At 73.1% G+C, this 19,087-nt stretch carries 18 protein-coding genes and 1 pseudogene; 12 read left to right on the forward strand and 7 right to left on the reverse strand.

Annotated elements, in window-relative coordinates:
• From OO62_RS25950 to OO62_RS25960, 3 genes and pseudogenes are all read right to left on the reverse strand, one after another.
• Positions 1 to 204, reverse strand: a pseudogene (locus OO62_RS25950) (RNA polymerase sigma factor SigF); the annotation flags it as partial.
• A gap of 85 nt (positions 205 to 289) precedes the next feature.
• Entirely contained in the window at positions 290 to 661 is a 372-nt protein-coding gene (locus OO62_RS25955; RefSeq protein ID WP_228332398.1) for an ATP-binding protein, read from the reverse strand.
• Between the two features lie 305 nt (positions 662 to 966).
• Complete coding sequence (locus OO62_RS25960) at positions 967 to 2,340, reverse strand: PucR family transcriptional regulator (RefSeq protein WP_228332397.1); 1,374 nt, start codon at positions 2,338 to 2,340, stop codon at positions 967 to 969.
• 228 nt (positions 2,341 to 2,568) lie between these two features.
• Between OO62_RS25960 and OO62_RS25965 the strand changes: the two genes are divergently transcribed.
• The 4 genes from OO62_RS25965 to OO62_RS41900 all read left to right on the forward strand — a co-directional run bounded on the left by OO62_RS25965 (position 2,569) and on the right by OO62_RS41900 (position 6,705).
• Positions 2,569 to 4,110: a hypothetical protein gene (locus OO62_RS25965; RefSeq protein ID WP_033270007.1), complete on the forward strand. Its 1,542-nt coding sequence runs from the start codon at positions 2,569 to 2,571 to the stop codon at positions 4,108 to 4,110.
• A 303-nt stretch (positions 4,111 to 4,413) separates the two neighbouring features.
• Positions 4,414 to 5,268, forward strand: coding sequence for a glycoside hydrolase family 16 protein (locus OO62_RS25970; RefSeq protein ID WP_157850168.1), 855 nt, complete (start codon positions 4,414 to 4,416; stop codon positions 5,266 to 5,268).
• 78 nt (positions 5,269 to 5,346) lie between these two features.
• Positions 5,347 to 6,555 carry a 4-hydroxybenzoate 3-monooxygenase gene (locus OO62_RS25975; protein ID WP_033270009.1) on the forward strand — a complete coding sequence of 403 codons (1,209 nt, stop codon included), beginning with the start codon at positions 5,347 to 5,349 and terminating at the stop codon, positions 6,553 to 6,555.
• 75 nt (positions 6,556 to 6,630) lie between these two features.
• On the forward strand, positions 6,631 to 6,705 hold the full coding sequence (locus OO62_RS41900) for a hypothetical protein (protein ID WP_464332458.1): 75 nt from the start codon (positions 6,631 to 6,633) through the stop codon (positions 6,703 to 6,705).
• Between the two features lie 119 nt (positions 6,706 to 6,824).
• On the opposite strand, the gene OO62_RS25980 is transcribed toward OO62_RS41900, so the two are convergent.
• Positions 6,825 to 8,042, reverse strand: coding sequence for a serine hydrolase domain-containing protein (locus OO62_RS25980; protein WP_033270010.1), 1,218 nt, complete (start codon positions 8,040 to 8,042; stop codon positions 6,825 to 6,827).
• Positions 8,043 to 8,212: 170 nt separating this feature from the next.
• Here OO62_RS25980 and OO62_RS25985 point away from each other — a divergent pair, with 170 nt between their 5' ends.
• On the forward strand, positions 8,213 to 9,178 hold the full coding sequence (locus OO62_RS25985) for a hypothetical protein (RefSeq protein ID WP_228332396.1): 966 nt from the start codon (positions 8,213 to 8,215) through the stop codon (positions 9,176 to 9,178).
• Positions 9,179 to 9,287: 109 nt separating this feature from the next.
• Positions 9,288 to 9,611, forward strand: coding sequence for a putative quinol monooxygenase (locus OO62_RS25990; RefSeq protein ID WP_033270011.1), 324 nt, complete (start codon positions 9,288 to 9,290; stop codon positions 9,609 to 9,611).
• A gap of 49 nt (positions 9,612 to 9,660) precedes the next feature.
• Here OO62_RS25990 and OO62_RS25995 read toward each other — a convergent pair whose 3' ends face one another.
• Entirely contained in the window at positions 9,661 to 10,959 is a 1,299-nt protein-coding gene (locus tag OO62_RS25995) for a phosphoribosyltransferase family protein (protein WP_033270012.1), read from the reverse strand.
• 148 nt (positions 10,960 to 11,107) lie between these two features.
• Here OO62_RS25995 and OO62_RS26000 point away from each other — a divergent pair, with 148 nt between their 5' ends.
• Positions 11,108 to 11,896 (forward strand): TIGR01458 family HAD-type hydrolase, encoded by a 789-nt coding sequence (locus OO62_RS26000; RefSeq protein ID WP_033270013.1) that lies wholly within the window; start codon positions 11,108 to 11,110, stop codon positions 11,894 to 11,896.
• Position 11,897: 1 nt separating this feature from the next.
• Here OO62_RS26000 and OO62_RS26005 read toward each other — a convergent pair whose 3' ends face one another.
• Positions 11,898 to 12,641: a histone deacetylase gene (locus tag OO62_RS26005; protein WP_180289994.1), complete on the reverse strand. Its 744-nt coding sequence runs from the start codon at positions 12,639 to 12,641 to the stop codon at positions 11,898 to 11,900.
• A gap of 421 nt (positions 12,642 to 13,062) precedes the next feature.
• Between OO62_RS26005 and OO62_RS26010 the strand changes: the two genes are divergently transcribed.
• Entirely contained in the window at positions 13,063 to 13,830 is a 768-nt protein-coding gene (locus tag OO62_RS26010) for a hypothetical protein (protein ID WP_033270014.1), read from the forward strand.
• Between the two features lie 78 nt (positions 13,831 to 13,908).
• Here OO62_RS26010 and OO62_RS26015 read toward each other — a convergent pair whose 3' ends face one another.
• Entirely contained in the window at positions 13,909 to 14,475 is a 567-nt protein-coding gene (locus OO62_RS26015; protein ID WP_033270015.1) for a nucleoside deaminase, read from the reverse strand.
• A 112-nt stretch (positions 14,476 to 14,587) separates the two neighbouring features.
• On the opposite strand from OO62_RS26015, the gene OO62_RS26020 reads away from it, so the two are divergent.
• From OO62_RS26020 to OO62_RS26035, 4 genes are read left to right on the forward strand one after another with little or no spacing between them, the layout of a single operon-like run.
• Entirely contained in the window at positions 14,588 to 15,580 is a 993-nt protein-coding gene (locus OO62_RS26020; protein ID WP_228332395.1) for an antibiotic biosynthesis monooxygenase, read from the forward strand.
• A gap of 32 nt (positions 15,581 to 15,612) precedes the next feature.
• The gene (locus OO62_RS26025) at positions 15,613 to 17,010 is read left to right on the forward strand and encodes an FAD-binding oxidoreductase (protein ID WP_051733600.1); all 1,398 of its coding nucleotides are present in this window, start codon (positions 15,613 to 15,615) and stop codon (positions 17,008 to 17,010) included.
• Between the two features lie 50 nt (positions 17,011 to 17,060).
• Positions 17,061 to 18,623 carry an ATP-dependent DNA ligase gene (locus OO62_RS26030; RefSeq protein ID WP_033270017.1) on the forward strand — a complete coding sequence of 521 codons (1,563 nt, stop codon included), beginning with the start codon at positions 17,061 to 17,063 and terminating at the stop codon, positions 18,621 to 18,623.
• The gene (locus tag OO62_RS26035) at positions 18,613 to 19,086 is read left to right on the forward strand and encodes an NUDIX hydrolase (RefSeq protein ID WP_033270018.1); all 474 of its coding nucleotides are present in this window, start codon (positions 18,613 to 18,615) and stop codon (positions 19,084 to 19,086) included. The genes OO62_RS26030 and OO62_RS26035 overlap by 11 nt, the downstream gene beginning before the upstream one ends.
• Position 19,087 lies beyond the last annotated feature (1 nt).

Consider the following 19,087-nt stretch of genomic DNA (forward strand, 5'->3'; position numbering starts at 1 on the left):
CGACATGTTCATCTCGATGAGGGTGTTGCGCGCGTACTGGTACTCATGGGTGCCCTCTTCGAGGTCCCGCAGCCGGTCGAAGAACTGCTTGGACAGCTCGCGCGCGTCGGCCGGCGCCACCTCGGCGGGGCACCGGACCTCAGGAAGGTCCAAGGTCGGTTCGGTCCGCTGCTCGATCGCGGTGTCACTCACGACGGTGGTCATCACGCCTCCCTGCGCACCCGACCTTCGCGAGTGCCACAGCGCCCGCCTACCCCGCTGCCGTCAGGTCATGCCGGTCAATTGATCGTCATCGCAATTGCAGGGTGACGTGGATGGCCTTGCCGTGAGCGGTGTGCACGATGTCGACGGATGTGGCGAGTTGGCACACCATCGGCCAGCCGTAGCCGCCGATGTCGCCGGGCCGGTGGCGGGAAGCGGTGGCGGGGAGCTGCGGGCTGGCGTCCTCGACGCGGAGTTCGAGCCGGTCGTCGGCGATGCGTGCGGTGAAGCCGGTCACGCCCCCCGCGTGCCGGTGCGCGTTGGTGACCAGTTCCGAGGTGATCAGCAGGGCATCTGTCAGCACCACCTCGTCGAGGGATTCGGGACGGGAGTGCAGGAGGGCGTGTACGCGATCGCGCGCCTGCGCTGCCGTGGCCGGTCTCTCCGCTGCCTTTGTCACCGTTTCACACCTCCTCATGCCACATTCGGGCGAGTTGTCGTATTTCGACTGCCCGCCCGGTACCGGTGCGGGTCTCGCCGCCAATCATTGATTTTTCACCATCCTCGCGCCTGCCGAGCATCTCGGGGCGGTAAAGGGCATAACGGCCGGTCATCCGCGGGTGCGACGGGGTGGCGCCGGGAGCGTACCGGGAACGGCACGGGCGGGTGCCACCTTGAGCGGAGTGTGAGTGGGGGCGTGCGGGGGTGCCGGCCTACGGCCACGGGCGCCGGCCCGTTGGCGTGACCGCGTTCACGTGACCACCTTCACGTCGCTGCCTTCACGTCGCCGGGTGGCTGCGGGGTGCCGTCGGGCGCCGTTCCGTGGATCCGGCGGTGGGTCAGGGCCCACCAGATCTCCGCCAGGTCGGCCGGGTCGCGGAGGTTGGTTCCGGTGCATTCCTCGAAGCGCCGGAGGCGGTTGCGCAGGGTGTTGGGGTGGACGTAGAGGAGGCGCGCGGCGGCCTCCAGACGCATGCCCTGGCGCAGGTAGGCGGCTGCGGCCTCTGCCAACTGGGCGCCCTCCTCACCCCGTTCGGCCAGCGGGGCCAGGCGCAGTCGTACCAGTGCCTCGCCGACGGCCGGCATCGCCACGACGGTGGCCCGCAGGCCCAGCTCCTCACGGGTGTGCACGCCGGTGAGTCCCGAGCCGATGGCGGCGCGGAGGGCCTGGGTGGCGTGGGTGAATTCGGTGGCGATCCCGGACGCCGGCGCCGGTGTGCCCAGCCCGACGACCAGGCCGCGGCACAGCCCGTCCGGTCGTCCGGCCAGCAGCCCCGCCGCGTCCCCGTCCACGGTCGTGACCAGGGGCCGGCCCGTGGCGTCCAGGGCGAGCCAGGGGCGCAGCAGTTCGACGACGTGGGCCAGCACGCCGTCTCCGGAGTCCGCCGGTGCGGCGGAGTGGTGCGCCGCCGACGGGGGGCCGGCCGCTCCTGTGGGGGCCGGGCCGGAGGAGTGGCGGCCGGCTGCGTGGGCTGCGGGGAGCGCCGGGCCGGAGGCGTCGGCTCCGGGGAGGTGCGGCAGCCTCGCGCGGAACGGCGTGCGAAGCACGCTCCCGTCGTACGCGTCGTCGACCGACCCGTCACCGGGGGCGTCCGGTCGTGCCTCGCCGAGCAGCAGCGCGCGGACCAGTGCGGCTCGCCCGCGGTCCGTCATCGGCCTGCCCCGGTTGCCGGTTCCGCAGCTGCGGACGATGCGCAACGTGGTGGCGTTGGCCCACGCGCGCAGCGTCTCGGCGATCGGCAGCAGGTCCTCGGCGGTGGCGTGCCGGGCCGCCATCTCCTCGCCGAACCGCCGCCAGACGATCTCCGAGCCGATGCGGTAGGCCGAGATGATGTCCTCGACGGGCAAGGAGCCGGCCAGCGTGGTCACCTCGTCGAGGTGTCCGGCCGGGAGGTCGTACGTCCGGTCGCCGCCGCTGGCGGCCCCCCGGGGTGACCGGCGTGCCTCGTCGGACCAGCGCTGCACCAGCGTCAGGCCGTTGCGCAGGGCCGCCGCCACCCGAGGTCGCAGGCGGTCCGCCGACAGCGCCGCGTAGGAGGGGAGTTGGGCCCGGAGGCCCTCGATGACGTCGTCGCTGAGGGCGTCGAATCCGGCGTGCAGAGCGGCGACGGCCTCCGGCACCTTTGTGGAACTCTCCACCCGTCCCCTCCCGACTCGGTGTCTTTCCCCATGGCGAAAGCGATCATTCGTCGCCATGCTACGAGGAAGCCGCCCGAACCCCTACAGATGTTCGAACTTGGACGAAGTCCGTGGGGTCGTCGGGATCCGTTTCCGCGCGGTCGCCGGAACCCCGCCTGTGCGCGGTCGCCGATCCGTCCGTCGTACGGGACGCGGCTTTTCACCCCACCCCCCTCAGCAAGGATTTCCATGGCCGTTTCCTGGCGTCGTATCGCCGTGCCCGCCGCCGCGCTCGGTGTACTCGTCCCTGCCGCGCTCGGCACCCACGCCCTGCTCTCCGACTCCGGGGACGCCGGCCCCTCGACGGCCGGAGCGCGGCCCTCCGGGTCCGCGGGCCCGGAGGCGGTGCCGGACGACGCCGCAGCCCCCGGCTCGGAGGGCGCCGCCGTCGTCGCCAAGCCGTCCAACGCGCCTGCCGGTGCCGGGCGTTCGACCGCCGTGCGGCTCTCGTCATACGACGCCCGGGGCCGGCGGGCGGTGCTCGAACCGGCCGCCGGCCGGACCGTGCGCACGGGCGATGTCATCGCCGCAGCGCCGAACCGGCACGCCCCCTCCGGCGCGCTGTTCAAGGTGGACAAGGCCACCGGTTCCCACGGCCGTGAGGTCCGGGTGACCACCGTCCCCGCGACGCTCCCGGAGGTGCTGGGCGACCGGAAGGTGGACCGCCGGGCGGTGTTGCGCGACGGCGAACTCAGCGTGCGGCCGCTGTCCGCCGGCGTCACGGTGCGCACCCCGCCCGCCGCTCCCGGCGGGGACGGCGAGGCATCGCCCGCGCCGTCCGACGGCGCGAGCGGGCCGTCCGACGGGGCGACTGCTCCGGCCGGGCCCGATGACGCGCCGGGCGAGGGCTCGCCGAGCCCGTCGGCCTCCGCGTCCGGTGCGCCCGGCGCCCGGCTCGGCATGACCGGGACGCGCGCCACTCACACGTCCGCGCGCCGGGCGCTGCCGGCCGGAGCGGCGAAGGGGCTGGGCGCTCTGCGGCTCGGTGTCGACGTGCCGCTGCCCAAGGGCGTGGAAGCGACCGGCAAGTCCCGGGCCCGGCTCTCCGGCGAGGTGTCGTTCCGGCCCGAGCTGATCTTCCGCTACGACCGGCGCGGCGGGCTGAACCTGCTGCCGGAGCGCGCGGCCGTCGGGCTCGGCGGCTCCTACAGTTACGGCTGGCAGGTGCACGGCAAGGTGCGCGGCGTCGCCGACACCGGGCAGGTCGCGGTGCCGCTGGCGGCGGTCACCGGGCGGCACGTCTTCTGGGTGGGCCCGGTGCCCGTAGTGGTCAGCACCGAGGTCACCTTCACCTACCGCTTCACCGCCGGCGGGCGGATCGTGCTCGACGCCGACCAGCGCACCTCCGGGTCCTTCGCCGTCGGCGCGCAGTACGACCGCGCGCACGGATGGCAGCCGCTGCACACGGCGCAGCAGCAGACCAAGGGGGCCACGCCCCGGGTGGAGGGCGCGGCCTCCGCGACGGCCCGGATCGGGGCCCGGGCCGAGGTGTTCCTCTACGACACGGCGGGCGTGGGCGGCGATCTGTCCGTCCACCTCACCGGACGTGCGGCGGCGGCCACCGGCGGTGGCGCCCCCGCGTGGGCCCTCAGCGCGGGCTACGACCTGCGGACCCAGCTGATGCTTCAGCTGAAGATCTTCGGCATCCAGGTCGTCGATCTGCGGACCACGCCGTTCGCCCTGCACGACGAGCGGAAGCTCTTCGGGCGCGGGAAGCTGCCGCGGGCCTGAGCCGGCGGTCTCCGGAGGGGGCGTTCGACCGGCTTCGGGCCGGGGCGGGCGCCCCCAGACGGTTCGGGCCGTGGCCGGTGCCGCGGTTGTGATACCTCGCACATCACACCGGGACAACTGGTGAATGGCCGGCCTGTCCGTGTATGCCTGGTATTTGCCCAGATGGCTGATCGTGGAATGTGGATCACATATTCCACAGGTGGAATGTGGGTCGGTGAGTGATCAAGTAATTGATTGCGTGCCCGGTTCCGTGCGGTCGGCCGTGTCGATTGGGGGATTGTCCGAGAGGGGCGTCACGACATCGTGAATCGTCTGAAGGTGGCGGCGACCGCACTCGCCGCCGGTGCGCTCGTAGCCGTTCCCGCAATCGCCGAAGCTGTCGCACAGCCCGCACAGCCCGCACAGCCCGCACAGCCCGCACAGCCGGCACAGCCCGCACAGCCGGCACGGCCGGCCCCCGCGCCGCAGGCCGCGACGGCCGGGCCGACCGGGGTGGCCGGTAAGTGGACGAAGAAGTTCGCCGATGAATTCGGCGGGACGAAGCTCGCCGACACCTGGACGCCCGGCTGGTTCGGATCCGGGGTCACCGCCCCGATCAACGGCGACGAGCAGGCGTGCTACGACTCGCGCCAGGTCTCCCTGCCCGGCGACGGCGCACTGCACCTGAAGGCGTCCGCCCGTCCCTCGACCTGCGACGGCAAGACCAAGCCGAATACCGGGTCACTGGTCAATTCCAACGGAAAGTTCCATTACCGCTACGGCCTCGTGGAATGGCGGGCTTATATTCCGCCGAGCGGCACGCGCATGGCGAACTGGCCGGCGCTGTGGTCCAACGGGGAGAATTGGCCGACGGACGGTGAGAACGACACCATGGAGGGCCTGGGCGGCAACGCCTGCTTCCATTTCCATTCGCCTTCGGGTGGCCCGGGCAACTGCGCGGCCGGAAATCTCACCGGCTGGCACACCTTCGCCTCCGATTGGGAGCCCGGCAGCGTCACCTACTACTACGACGGTGTGAAGGTGGGCCGGATCTCCTCGGGTGTCACCAGCTCCCCGCAGTACCTGATCATGAACCACACCGTGTCGTCGGCCCTCGGCGGCCCGACCGTGCTGCCCGGGGACATGAAGGTCGATTACGTACGGGTCTGGCAGCACTGAGGCCCGCCGGGCGGGCCCGCGGCGCCACCCGACATACTGCGTGCGATCTTGCTCCCCGCCCCGAAGGGAACGCGCGCCGTGTCCTCTCCTGCCGAACCCGTCTTCCAGCGCACCTCGGTCGTCATCATCGGTGCCGGACCCGCCGGGCTCACCACGGCCAATGTGCTGCGCGCCGCCGGTGTCGACTGCGTGGTGCTGGAGGCCGAGAGCCGGGAGTTCGTCGAACAGCGGCCGCGCGCGGGGTTCGTCGAGGAGTGGGTGGTGCGCGCGCTGGCCCGGCGCGGCCTGGCTGACCGGCTGCTCGAACGCGCCGAGACCCAGGGGCAGTTCGAGTTCCGCTTCGACGGTGAGCGGCACACCGTCCCGACGGCACAGCTGTCGGGACGGCGTCATTTCGTCTATCCGCAGCCCCTGTTGGTCACCGACCTGGCCGCGTCGTACGTGGACCGGGCGGCCGGCGACGCCCGCTTCGGCGTCCGGGACGTGCGACTGCACGACATCGACGGGGCGCGGCCCGCGGTCTCCTACACCGACCCCGGGACCGGCGTCCGGCACCGTATCGAGTGCGACTTCATCGCGGGCTGCGACGGGGCGCGCGGGGTGAGCCGGGCGGCGATACCCGCCGGGAAGACCCTGCTCACCCGCTACGACCACGGCGTCGCCTGGCTGGCGCTGCTCGCCGAGGCGCCGCCGTCCGCGGACGGGGTGGTCTTCGGCATCCACGAGAGCGGGTTCGGCGCGCACATGGCACGCAGCCCCGAGGTCACCCGCTACTACCTTCAGGTCGCCCCCGGGGAGGACGCCGGCAACTGGCCGCACACACGGGTGTGGGACGCGCTGCACACCCGACTCGCGGCGGCCGGCGCACCGCCGCTGACCGAAGGGCCACTGCTCGAAAAGGTGGTCCTGGACATGCACAACTACGTGGTGGAGCCGATGACGTACGGCCGGCTCCACCTGGCCGGCGACGCGGCACATCTGGTCGCGCCGATCGCCGCCAAGGGCATGAACCTCGCCCTCAACGACGCGCTGCTGCTCGCCGACGCGCTGATCGCGCACTACCGGGGCGACGACAGCGGCCTGGCCGGCTACTCCCAGGCGTGTCTGCGCCGGGTCTGGCAGTACCTGGAGTTCTCGCAATGGCTGTCCGAGGTGCTGCACGGCGCATCCTCCGGCGACCGCTTCCGGGCCGGTACGGCGTCCGCCCGGCTGCGGCGGCTGCTGGGCTCCGACAGCGCCGCGAAGGCATTTGCCGGCCTGTACCTCGGCGAGGATGCCGACCTGTAACACTGGACGAGGTGCCGCTACGAAGTGGTAGAAATTCCGCGAAAGTATCGTTGAGATACGGAGAAGGGAGACGCCATGTCCTCGAAGCGCCGTCGTAAGAAGAAGGCCCGTCGCAAGGGAGCCAACCACGGCAAGCGGCCCCAGTGCTGAAGCCGATGTCCTGAGCGGCCTTGGCTGACAAGGCATCCGTGGGCTCCCGCCTCCGTACGTACGCGTACGGGCGCGGGGGCCCACGGCGTTGTCCCCGTGCTCTTCCCCGGTCGGCGCCGCTAGGGCTTCGTCAGGGCCTCGGCTATCCGCAGGGTCACCTGAAGCTGGCTCGCATCGCGGTGGGTCGGGTTGAACGAGAAGACGGCGCGGCGCTGTTGGTCCCGGGTGGCGACCATGGCCGAGGCGTAGCCGTACCGTTCACCGGTCTTGCCCCAGAAGGTGACCCCGTTCATCGTCACGGTCTGCAGACCCGCTCCGAAGCGCGCGGGGGTGCCGTCAACCATCCGTACGTCGTCCGGGGGAAGGGTGAACATCCGCTCCAGCTCGCGGGGCGGCAGGAGTTCGCCGGAGAACAGGGCGGTGAGGAAGCGGTCCAGGTCACCGGTCGTGGAGATCATCTCGCCCTCGCCCCACGCCTCCGTCTGGTCGTAGTCGGTGATGTCCAGCAGCGACCCGTCGGTCATCCGCATGTAGCCGTGCACGTGCGGCCCGTGGAGGTGCGGGTCGTCGCCGGGCACGGAGGTGTGCCGCAGGCCCAGCGGGCGCAGAAGCCGACGGCCGATCACCTCGCCGTAGGGCCGGCCGGTCAGCCGCTCGACCAGCAGCGCCAGCAGCACGTAATTGATGCCGCGGTACTCCTGCGCGCTGCCGGGGGTGAACTTCACCGAGCCGTGCGCCACCGTCGCCACGATCTGCCGCGGCGTCCACCGGTCGTAGCGGTGCCGGGCGATGGCCTCGGGGGTGGACAGGTCCGGCGCACCCTTCTCGTCGGGGAGCCCGCTGGTGTGGTTCAACAGCTGGAGCACCGAGATCGGCGGGAAGCCGCTCGGCAGCAGGCCCGGCAGATGGCGCTGGACCGGCGCTTCGAGCCGCAGCCGTCCCTCTGCGACGAGTTGCAGCACCACCGTCGCCACGAACACCTTGGTGATGCTGCCGATGCGGAAGGTGTCCCGCGCCTCGACCGCCCGGCCGGTGGCCCGGTCGGCGACGCCCGCGGTGCCGTACCACCGCCCCGCCGAGCCGCTCACCCGCAGCTGGGTGGCGGTCACCTCGGGGTGCTCCAGGTCGCTCAGGGCGGCCCGGAGAGCGGAGACGTTCAGCGGAGGGACGGGTACGGCCGGGGGCACCGGAGCACGGGCGGGCCCGACCGACGGCCGCGGCGCGGGCCGGCGCACGGCGGCACGCGCGGGCCCCGCCGTCGCGGCGAGCACCGCACCGGAAACCGCGGCCCCCACAACTGCCCTGCGTGACAAGGAAGAAGAACGCTGTTGACTCATGTCTCACAGCTTTCCGCCTCCCCGCCGTCCTGCCGTCAGGGCTTTCCCTGACGTGCCCCTGAGCCGTCCCCGACCCGCCCCCGAGACCGCCCGGCCCGGTCTCAAGTGGAGGGCGGCCTTTTCCCGGTCTAGCGTGGAATGACGTACTCCTTCCGAAGGGGTCTGTTGCCATGTCACTGGGCCGCAATGAGCCCGCCGAAGGCGACCGGCGCGAGCCTGTCGACGACGGCCGGGACCGGTCAGCCGACGACGGCCGGCGTGCGCCCGCCGACGACGGCCGGGACCGGTCAGCCGACGACGGCCGGCGTGCGCCCGCCGACGACGGCCGACCTGCGTCAGCCGACGGCCGGCTGGCGCAGCTGCTCGACAGCCCCGTCGTGGGCATGTCGCCGTGGATCGCGATGTCGGTGCTCGTCGGCCCGGGCCGCTATGAACTGGCGGTGGGGGTCTCCCTCGCCCTGGCCGTGGCCCTCGTCGTCCTCGGGCGGGTGCGCCACCCGGGCAGTTCGCTGAAGATCCTGGAAGTCGCCGATGTGGTCTTCTTCGCGGCGATGGCCGTGATCGGCGCCTTCGCCTCGCAGGGCACGCTCAGCTGGCTGGAGAACTACTCGGGCGAGGTCTCCAACATCGCGCTGACGGTGATCGCCCTGGGATCCATGGCCGTCGGGGTGCCCTTCACCATCCAGTACGCCCGCGAGCAGGTTCCCCGCGAGCGCTGGGGCGATCCGTTGTTCCTGCGGACCAACTACCTCATCACGGGAGCCTGGGGCGCGGCCTTCCTGGTGGCGGCGCTCGCCGGTGCCTACGGCGACCTGGTCCTGCACAACTCCAACAACCTGTGGACCGGCTGGGTCATCCAGATCGCGGCCATCATCGTGGCACTCCAGTTCACGCGCTGGTACCCGGACGTCGTCCGCGCCCGCGCGCTGCGCGAACGCGATCTGCCCGGACCTCCCGAACCGCCCCTCAGCGCCCTGCTCGTGCCCCTGGCGGGCTATCTGACCCCGGTGGGCATCCTGGTCCTCGCCTTCAACGCGGGCCCGACCTGGCTCGGCGTCGGACTCATCGTGGTCGGCGTACTGCTCGTCAAGTCGCTGAGCCGGGCACCGTCGGCGGAGCCCGGTGTGCGAGGGTGAAGGACGACGGGGGAGGGCGAAGGGGGCGGCGGAGGCCCCGACGGGCCGGGAAACGGGTCCCTATGCCCCGGTTGGCGGCAGATATGACCAGGTGTCCTAGAATCGGCGGATGATCTTCATCGTCGTCAAGTTCCCCGTCAAGCCCGAGCACGCCGAGGAGTGGCCCCGGCACGTCGAAGCCTTCACCCGCGCCACCCGGGCCGAGCCCGGCAACCTGTGGTTCGAGTGGTCCCGCAGCCTGGAGGAGCCGGACACCTACGTCCTGGTCGAGGCGTTCCGGGACGACGCCGCCGAGGCGCACGTCAACTCCGACCACTTCCGCGCCGGGATCGAGACCATGCGTCCCCTGCTGCGCCGCACCCCCGACATCGTGAGCACCACGATCGAGGGCGCCGACGGCTGGAGCGCGATGGGCGAGATCACCATCGACTGACGCCGCACCCCGCAGGGCCCCACGCCACGGCGGGGCCCCCGCGGCGGCCCTATCCGACCAGGTGCCCCAGGAACCAGTCCCTGGCGAGTTCCGCGACCTGGTCCAGGGCGCCGGGCTCCTCGAAGAGGTGGGTGGCGCCCGGCACCACTTCCAGGTGGGATTCGCAGCGCAGCGCCGCCTCGGCCGCACGGTTGAGGTCGAGCACCTGCGGGTCGTTGCCGCCGACGATGAGCAGCGTCGGCGCCCGTACGCCGGCGAGCAGCGGGCCCGCGAGGTCGGGGCGCCCGCCGCGGGAGACCACCGCGCCGATGTCCGCGTCGGGCGAGGAGGCGGCCCGCAGCGCCGCGGCGGCGCCGGTGCTCGCGCCGAAGTAGCCGATCGGTACGGCGGCCCGGCCGCGCAGCCACTCGGTGGCGTCGGTCAGCCGGTCGGCGAGGGTCTCGATGGCGAAGACGTTCGCCCGGTTGGCCTCCTCCGCCGGTGTGAGCAGGTCGAAGAGCAGCGTGCCCAGACCGGCCCGGTTGAGGGCCTCGGCGACATGGCGGTTGCGCGGACTGTGCCGGCTGCTGCCCGAGCCGTGGGCGAACATCACGATGGCCTTGGCGCCGGCGGGCAGATTGAGGTCCCCGGTCAACCGGACCCCACAGGCATCGATGGCCACCTCCTCCGCCACGTCCGCGTCCGCCGCCCCGGCGTCCGTGTCCGCGTCCGTCCCGTCCGCGGCCCGGGCCAGCAGCGAGACCACCTCGTCGTCGGGGGTCTGGGAGAAGTCCTGGTACCACTCGCCCACGGCGGAGAAGCCGAACGGGGTGGAGAGGCAGACGAATTCATCGGCCGCGTCGCGCAGCCGCTGCGCCGCGTCCGGTGGCGCCACCGGCACCGCGAGCACCACCCGGGCCGCGCCCTGGGCCCGCACCACCTCGCACGCGGCCGCCGCCGTCGCGCCGGTGGCGATGCCGTCGTCCACCACGATCGCGGTACGCCCTGCCAGGTCCAGCCGCGGCCGCCCGTCGCGGAACCGGTGCGCCTGCCGCGTCAGTTCCGCCGCCTCGGCCTGTTCCACGGAGGCCAGGTCGGCCTGTTCCAGCCGCCCGCGGCGCACGATGTCGTCGCTGATCACGCGCACACCGCCCTCGCCGATCGCGCCGAAGCCCAGCTCGCGCTGGTAGGGGACCCCAAGCTTGCGGACCACGATCACATCGAGCGGCGCCCCCAGCGCCCGGGCCACCTGGTACGCCACCGGGACGCCGCCGCGCGGCAGCCCCAGCACGACCGGATCCTCCCCCTCCAGGTGCCGTAGCGCTTCGGCCAGGCGCTGCCCCGCATCCGTGCGGTCGGTGAACAGCACAGTGTGTGCACCTCCTACTCAGGGGAGAGGAAGCCACGTCCACACCTCAATTCCGAAATAACCCCAGATGCCGGAACATCGCAAGTCGGGCGGCCGGTGCAGGCCCGTTGTGGGCCCGGTCGGCGGGACCGGTGGTTACCGTCGGCGTATGGATGGAATCGGAGCGGTGCTGATCGACATCGACGGGGTGCTCACGGTGTCGTGGCGGGCACTGCCCGGAGCCGTCCGGGCCATGGAACGGCTGCGGGCCGCGGGCCTCCCGCTGGCCCTGGTCACCAACACCACCTCGCGGACCCGGGCCCGGATCGCCGGGAAGCTGGCCGACGAGGGCTTCCCGGTCGGCCCCGAGGACATCCTCACCGCCCCCGCCGTCACCGCCCGCTACCTGCGCGAACACCATCCGGACGCGCGCTGTCTGCTGATCAGCAGCGGCGAGGTGGCGGACGACCTCGCGGGTGTGGAGATCGTCGCGCCGGGCACGCCGGAGGCCGCGGTGGACGTGGTGGTGTTCGGCGGGGCGGGGGAGGAGTTCAGCTATGCGGCGCTCAACACCGCCTTCCGGTGTCTGCAGGGCGGCGCCCGGCTGGTGGCCATGCACCGGAACCTGTACTGGCGTACGGCGGACGGGCTGGATCTGGACACCGGGGCCTTTCTCGCCGGGCTGGAACGGGCCGCCCGGGTCGAGGCGGAGGTCACCGGCAAACCCTCCGAGGCGTTCTTCGCCACGGCGCTGACGCACCTCGGCGTCCCCGCTTCCCGGGCGCTGATGGTGGGCGACGACATCGAGTCCGATGTGCTGGCGGCCCAGCGCTGCGGGATCACCGGCGTCCTCGTCAGGACCGGTAAATTCCAGCCGGAGGCCCTCCGGGAGGCCGACGGCACACCGGACGAGGTGATCGACTCCTTCGCGGACCTGCCCGCGCTGCTCGGGCTGTGACCTACGGCGTGCCGGGCGTGGTGAGCAGGGCCGCGATGTCCGCGGCCGTCCAGTGGCCGTGGGCGCCCGGACAGCTCGCCAGATACGCGGCGGCCCGGAGCGCGCTCCACCCGTGGGACTCGATGATGCCGGCCGCGATGTGTTCCAGATAGGCGGCGGAGGGCGGATTCGGACGCACGGTGCCGTCGTCGGCGCTCCACGGGGCGGTGAGGGTCAGCACCGGTGCGCCGTCCAGCAGCCCGGCGCACACCAGGGTTTCGTAGCGTCCGGGGCCGATCCGGGCGCGGCCGTGGGTGAGGACCTCGCCCAGGTCGAGGTCCTCGCCCGGTTCGCGGTACATCTCCTGGGCGGCGACGTCGGAGAACTGTTCCGCCGTCAGGAGGTAGGCGCGGGCGGGCACCTCGGGCGGTGCGCCGGCCGATCCGTCGCCGCCCAGGCCGGCGTGGCCCGGCCCGCCGGCCGGGTCGTAGAAGGCCCGGCCGCCGGTCCACACCTGCGATTCGGTGGCGAAGTACAGCCGGCCGGGCAGCATCACCGCGGCCGTGCGGGCCGGGCCGCGGGGATCCCGGCAGCCCGGGTGGTCGCGCAGCCCGCCCGGCGGCCGGCCACCGGCGAGATAGCAGGTCAGCCGCTGGAGATGCATGTTGGAGCCGTACGCGGCGTACCAGAGCCGCGGGGTGCGGCGCAGCGCGTCGACGGTTTCCGGGCTGCCGTGGAGGGCTTCGAGGCGTCGGGGCCGGATCACCCCCGCACGGTACGCGAGCGCCCGGTCCGGTTCCCGTCCCGCCGAGGGTTTTGCCGCGAGTGGTGTGGAGATGCGCACTGCACGGACAGGGACGTACCCGAAGGACGGAGGCAGTGTGGCGGACGAGGCCGAGGCATCAGGACGGACCGGGGACGGCATACCGCGCGCGGCGAGCCGGCGCCGGATGCTCACCGCGGCAGCGGCAGCGGGGCTCGGACTGCTGACGGGGTGTGGGGAGGCGTCGTCCCGCTCCCCGGGCGCGGACCCCACGCGGGCCGCGGCCCCCTCGCCCGGCGGGTCGGGACGGTCACCCTCCCCCGGGTCCGGTACGCCGGGACCGTCCGCATCCCGGGCACCGGGCCGCTCGGCCAGCCCGGCGCCGCCGCGCCGACGGCCGGAACTCCCGCGGGGCGGACGGGAGTTGTTCCCCCGCTACCGGCTGGTGGGGTTCTGCGGACTGCCCGGTGCCGCGGCGCTCGGCCGGCTCGGCACCGGCGACCCCGGGGAGCGGGCGGCCGAGATCGAGAAGGTGGCACGCTCGTACGCCGCGGGGCGCGAGCCGCTGCCGGTCCTCGAACTGCTGGCCGTGGTCGCCAACTCGTCGCCCGGCCCGGACGGCAGGTACCGCTCGCGGACGCCCGCCGCGACCGTGCGCCGCTTCCACCAACTGGCGCAAAAGCAAAAGGCGTTGCTGCTGCTGAACATCCAGCCGGGGCGTGCGTCGGTGCTCGACGAGGTCAAGGCGCTGCGTGACTGGCTGGTCCACCCGGACGTGGGGATCGCGCTCGACCCGGAGTGGGAGATGGCCGGCGGCCAGGTGCCGGGGGACACCTACGGGCGCACCGACGGCCATGAGCTGACCCGGGTCGCGCGCTACCTCTCCGGACTCGTCAAGGAGCACGATCTGCCGGAGAAACCCCTGGTCTTCCACCAGGTCGCCACCTCCGTCGTACGCGAGCAGTCCGCGCTGGAGCCGCAGCCGGGGGTGGCGCTGATCAAGAGCGCCGACGGCATCGGCTCGCCGGGCCTGAAGCGGGGGACCTGGCGGCGGCTGGTGCGCGGTCTGCCCGACGGGGTGCACACCGGCTTCAAGCTCTTCTACGAGGAGGACGCGAAGGGCAGCCGCCTGATGACGCCCAAGGAGGTGCTGCGGCTCAGGCCGCGGCCCGAGTACGTGATATACGAGTGAGCGGGCCCGTCCGCCGGGCCCGCTCCGTGGCGGATGCCGCTCCGCGGGGAGACGCCCCCTGGTGCGGATGCGGCTCCGCTAGTACGCGTGCCGGTCCGGCCGGTTCGTCCACGCCGCATAGGCGTCGGCGCCCAGCTCGGGGTACATCTGCTCGACCTTGATGCGGCGTTCGTCGAGCGGCTTGGTGAAGTCCTCGTACTGGAACGAGTCGTCGAAGCCGATCCGCCGGGTGTCCTCCAGCGCGCAGCTGAAGTACACCGCGTCCATCCGCGACCAGTAGATGGCGCTCATGCACATCGGGCAGGGCGCGCCGCTGATGTAGATCGAGCAGCCCTGGAACATCCGGGCGCGTTCGGGAACGGGATCCGGGGAGCCGGGCGGCCGCGGCACGTACTGCAGGGTGCTCTCGTTCTGGTGCTCCACGGCAATTGACGGTGCCTCAGGGTTGAGGCACAGCGACGCCTTGCGGATCGTCTCGATCTCGGCGTGTGCCGTCGGGTCGCCGGTGAGCAGCACGCGGTTCTGCCCGCGGGCGATGATCTCGCCGTCGCGTGCCATCACCGCGCCGAAGGGGCCGCCCCAGCCGTTCTCCACGGATTCCGTGGCCAGCCGTACCGCCTCGGCCATGAGTTCCTTGTGTTCCATTGCGGAGTCTCCGTTCGGCATTCGATGCACTCGCGGCAGCTGTCGTCGCACCCCCGGATCGGTCAACCGCCCCATTTGCCCTATAAATTGCCTATGTACTACGCTACTCCAGGTGAGTGCACGTGCAAGCCGTGATCCCACGGCTGATCACGCCACCGTCGTGACCTCGCAGAAGGTGCGCGAGGGCCGCGCCGAGGAGTATCAGCGCTGGCAGGACCGGACCAACGCGGCCGCCAGCGAATTCGACGGTTTCATGGCGGCGGACGTCTACCCGCCCGGCGCCGGGGACCCGCACGAGTGGGTGGCCGTCTTCCGCTTCTCCGGAGTCGACAAGCTGACGGCCTGGCTGGACTCCGGGCGGCGCCGGGAACTGCTCGACGAGGCCCAGGGACTCTTCGAGGGGCCCCCGACCCTGGAGGTGCTCCGCGGCGGCGGCCCCGCCGACGAGGCCGCGGGGGCCGTCACGGCGGTCATCTCGCACGAGGTGCGGCCGGGGCGCGAGCAGCAGTTCCTCCAGTGGCAGACCAAGGCGCTCAAGGCGCAGGAGAAGATGCCCGGTTACATGGGCTCCGAACTCTTCAAGCCGGTCGCGGACGTCCAGAAGCACTGGGTCGTGGTCTTCCGCTTCGACTCCCGCCAGCACCTCGACGACTGGCTCGAATCCGACACCCGCCGGACGCTGTTGCAGGAGGGCGACGCCTACTTCTCGTCCTACGACGTCCGGACCGTCGGCTCGGCGTTCAGCGGCTGGTTCCGCTTCGACGGCGGGCCGGGCGGCGGGGTCCCGCCCAACTGGAAACAGGCCATGTCGGTGCTGCTGGCCCTCTATCCCACGGTCATGGTGCTGACCCTGACCGTGGGGCACGAGTTCGACGCCCTCAAGGTCCCCGCATACCTGGGCCTGTTCCTCAGCAACGTCCTCAGCGTCAGCGCCCTGACCTGGCTCCTGATGCCGCTGGTGAACAAGGCGCTGGCCTTCTGGCTGGTGCCCGCCCCCGGCCGCGGCCGCCGGGTGCACGTCGTCGGCGCGGTCATGGTGCTGCTCGGCTACCTGCTGTGCCTCGCCGTCTTCGGACTGATCACCCACACCCTGCTCCCGCACTGACCCACCGCCGTCCGGGCGGCGAGGAGGACCGCATGCGCCGAGGTACACCGACCGGCACGGCCGCCATCGACCGGCCCCTGCTCCGGCGCGGCGACGACGGCTACGAGGCCGCCCGGGCCGGCGCGGTGTGGAACGCCCGCACACCGCCGCGGCACCCCCGGGCCATCGTCCGGGCCGCCTCCGAGGACGACGTCCTACAGGCCGTCACCTACGCCCGCACCCACGGGCTTCGCCTGTCCGTCCGCTCCGGCGGGCACAACTGGTCCGGCGCCCCGCTGCGCGACGACGCGCTGCTGCTCGACCTGTCCGGGCTCGACGAGTGCACCGTGCACCCCGCCACCGGCACCGCACCGGCGACGGCCACCGTCGGACCCGCCGTCACCGGCCAGGACCTGGTGGCCGCCCTCACCCCGCAGCACCTGGCCTTCCCGGTCGGCCACTGCCCCACCGTCGCGGTCGGCGGCTTCCTGCTCAGCGGCGGCCTCGGCTGGAACTCCCGGGCCTGGGGCGCCTCCTGCGCGGACGTCCTGGAGATCCGCGCGGTCACCGCCGAGGGCCGCACCGTCGACTGCAGCGAGACCCGGCACCCCGACCTGTTCTGGGCCGCGCGCGGCGCCGGACCGGGCTTCGCCGCCGTCGTCACCCGCTTCCGGCTCGCCCTGCACCCGCACCCCGGGGCGATCCTGGCGACCGGGCGCACCTTTGCCCTGGCGGACACCGCGCGGGTCACGCAGTGGGCCGAGCCGCTCGCGCGCCGGCTCCCGCCGTACGTCGAAACGGCCTTCGTGCTGACGGCCGCCGGCCCGGCGACGCCCTCGGCCCCCGCCGGGCCCCGGATCACGGTCGCCGCCACCGCCTTCGCCGCCTCACCGGCGCAGGCCCGGCAGGTGCTCGAACCGTTCGCCGACTGCCCCTTCGACGACCTCGCCGTCGCCGGTCAGCCGCCCGCGCCGACCTCGTACGCCGCGCTGCACGAGGGCGCGGCATCGGTCTGGCCGCCCGGCCACCGGTACGCGGCGGACACCCTGTGGTCCCCGGACAGCTACCGGACCCAGCTGACCCGCATCGCCGACGCGGTGGCCCGCGCCCCGTCGCCGGCGTCCCTGGTGCTCGCACCCGTACAGCCGGTCTCCGAGGACCCGGCGCACCTGCGGACCATGGCTTTCGCCCCGCTCGGCACGTCCTACCTCGTCTGCTACGCGCTCTGGGACGACCCCGCCGAGGACGCGGCCCAGGACCGCTGGCTGCGGGAGGCGATGACGGCCGTGGACCCCCAGGGCGACGGCCGGCACTACATCGCCGAAGCCGACCTGGAGGCCGGCCGGGAACGGGCCCGGCACAGCTACCCGCCCGCCACCTGGGACCGGCTGCGGGACGTCCGGGACCGCTGGGACCCGCACCACCTCCTGCACTCCTACCTCACCCCCTGACCACGGCGGCCGGGTGGGCGGCGACGGCCCCGCCGGGGCACCATGGCCCTATGCTGCTCGCCGAACTGGCAGAGGTGTCGGCACAGGTCGCCGCGACCTCGGCGCGCTCGCGGAAGACCGCGCTGCTCGCCGGGCTGTTCCGGGACGCCGCACCCGAGGACGCGCCCGTGGTCATCCCGTACCTCGCCGGCCGGCTGCCGCAGGGCCGGATCGGCGTCGGCTGGAGCGTGCTGCGCGAGCCGGTGCCGCCGGCCCCGGACCCGACGCTGACCGTCCGCGACGTCGACGCGGCGCTGACCGGCCTGGCGCGGGTCTCCGGCGCCGGGGCGCAGGGCGAGCGGCGCCGGCTGGTGCACGGACTGCTGGCCGCGGCGACCACGGAGGAACAGCGGTTCCTGATCGGGCTGCTCACCGGCGAGGTGCGGCAGGGCGCGCTGGACGCCCTCGCCGTCGAAGGGCTCGCCGAGGCGACCGGGGCCCCGGCCGCCGACGTACGGCGGGCCGTGATGCTGGCGGGCTCGCTGCAGGACGTCGCGCGGGCCCTGCTCGCCGAGGGGCCGGCGGCGCTCGCCGCGTTCCGGCTGACCGTCGGCCGGCCCGTCGGGCCGATGCTGGCGCACACCGCCACGTCGGTCACCGAGGCGGTCGACAAGCTCGGCGCCTGCGCCGTCGAGGAGAAGCTCGACGGCATCCGCGTCCAGGTGCACCGGGACGGGCCGGACGTGCACATCCACACCCGCACGCTGGAGGAGGTCACCGACCGCCTCCCCGAGGTCACCGCCGCCGCCCGCGCGCTGCCCGCCGAACGCTTCATCCTGGACGGCGAGGTGATCGCCCTGGACACCGAGGGCCGGCCGGTGCCCTTCCAGCGCGTCGCGGGCCGCTTCGGCTCGCGGGTCGACGTCGCCGCCGCGCAGGCCGCGCTGCCGCTCTCCCCGGTCTTCTTCGACGTCCTGTCCGTCGACGGCCGCGACCTGCTGGAACTGCCCACCGCACAGCGGCACACGGAACTGGCGCGGCTGGTCCCCGAGCCGCAGCGGGTACGCCGCCTGGTGGTGGAGGACCCGTCCGACGCCGACGCCCGCGCCGCCGCCGAGGACTTCTGGACCCACACCCTGCGCCGGGGCCACGAGGGCGTGGTGGTCAAGGCGCTCGACGCCCCCTACAGCGCCGGCCGCCGAGGCGCCGCCTGGCTGAAGGTGAAGCCCGTGCACACGCTCGACCTGGTGGTGCTCGCCGCGGAGTGGGGCCACGGGCGGCGCACCGGGAAGCTGTCCAACCTCCACCTCGGCGCGCGCGGCCCGGACGGCGGCTTCGTCATGCTGGGCAAGACCTTCAAGGGCCTCACCGACGCCGTCCTCGACTGGCAGACCGAACGGTTCCGGCAGCTCGCGCTGGCCGACGACGGCCATGTCGTGACGGTGCGTCCGGAACTCGTCGTGGAGATCGCCTACGACGGACTGCAGACCTCCTCGCGCTACCCGGCCGGCGTGACCCTGCGCTTCGCACGGGTGGTGCGCTACCGGGAGGACAAGACGGCGGAGGAGGCGGACACCGTGGAGACCGTGCTCGCCGCGCACACCGGCGGGGGAGAGCGGACCGATGGCGGGTAGGCGGAGCGCCGGGCTGCTGCTCCACCGTCGCTCCGGGGACGGCGTCGAGGTGCTGCTCGCGCATATGGGCGGGCCGCTGTGGGCCCGGCGCGACACGGGCGCGTGGACCGTCCCCAAAGGGGAGTACGTCCCTCCGGAGGAGGCGCTGGACGCGGCGCGCCGGGAGTTCGAGGAGGAGCTGGGAATGCCGCCGCCCGACGGGCGGTACGTGCCCCTGGGGGACGTCCGTCAGTCGGGCGGCAAGGTGGTGACCGTCTGGGCCGTCGAGGGCGACCTCGATCCGGAGCGGATCGAGCCCGGCACCTTCGAGATGGAGTGGCCGCGCGGTTCCGGGGTGCTGCGCAGCTTCCCGGAGATCGACAAGGTGGCGTGGTTCACCCCGGAGGCGGCCGGGGAGCGCCTGATCAAGGGTCAGCGGGCATTCCTGGAACGGCTGCTGGACCAGATGTCCGGCGGCGGCTGAG

Source organism: Streptomyces lydicus, from assembly GCF_000717345.1.
GTDB classification, from domain to species: domain Bacteria; phylum Actinomycetota; class Actinomycetes; order Streptomycetales; family Streptomycetaceae; genus Streptomyces; species Streptomyces lydicus.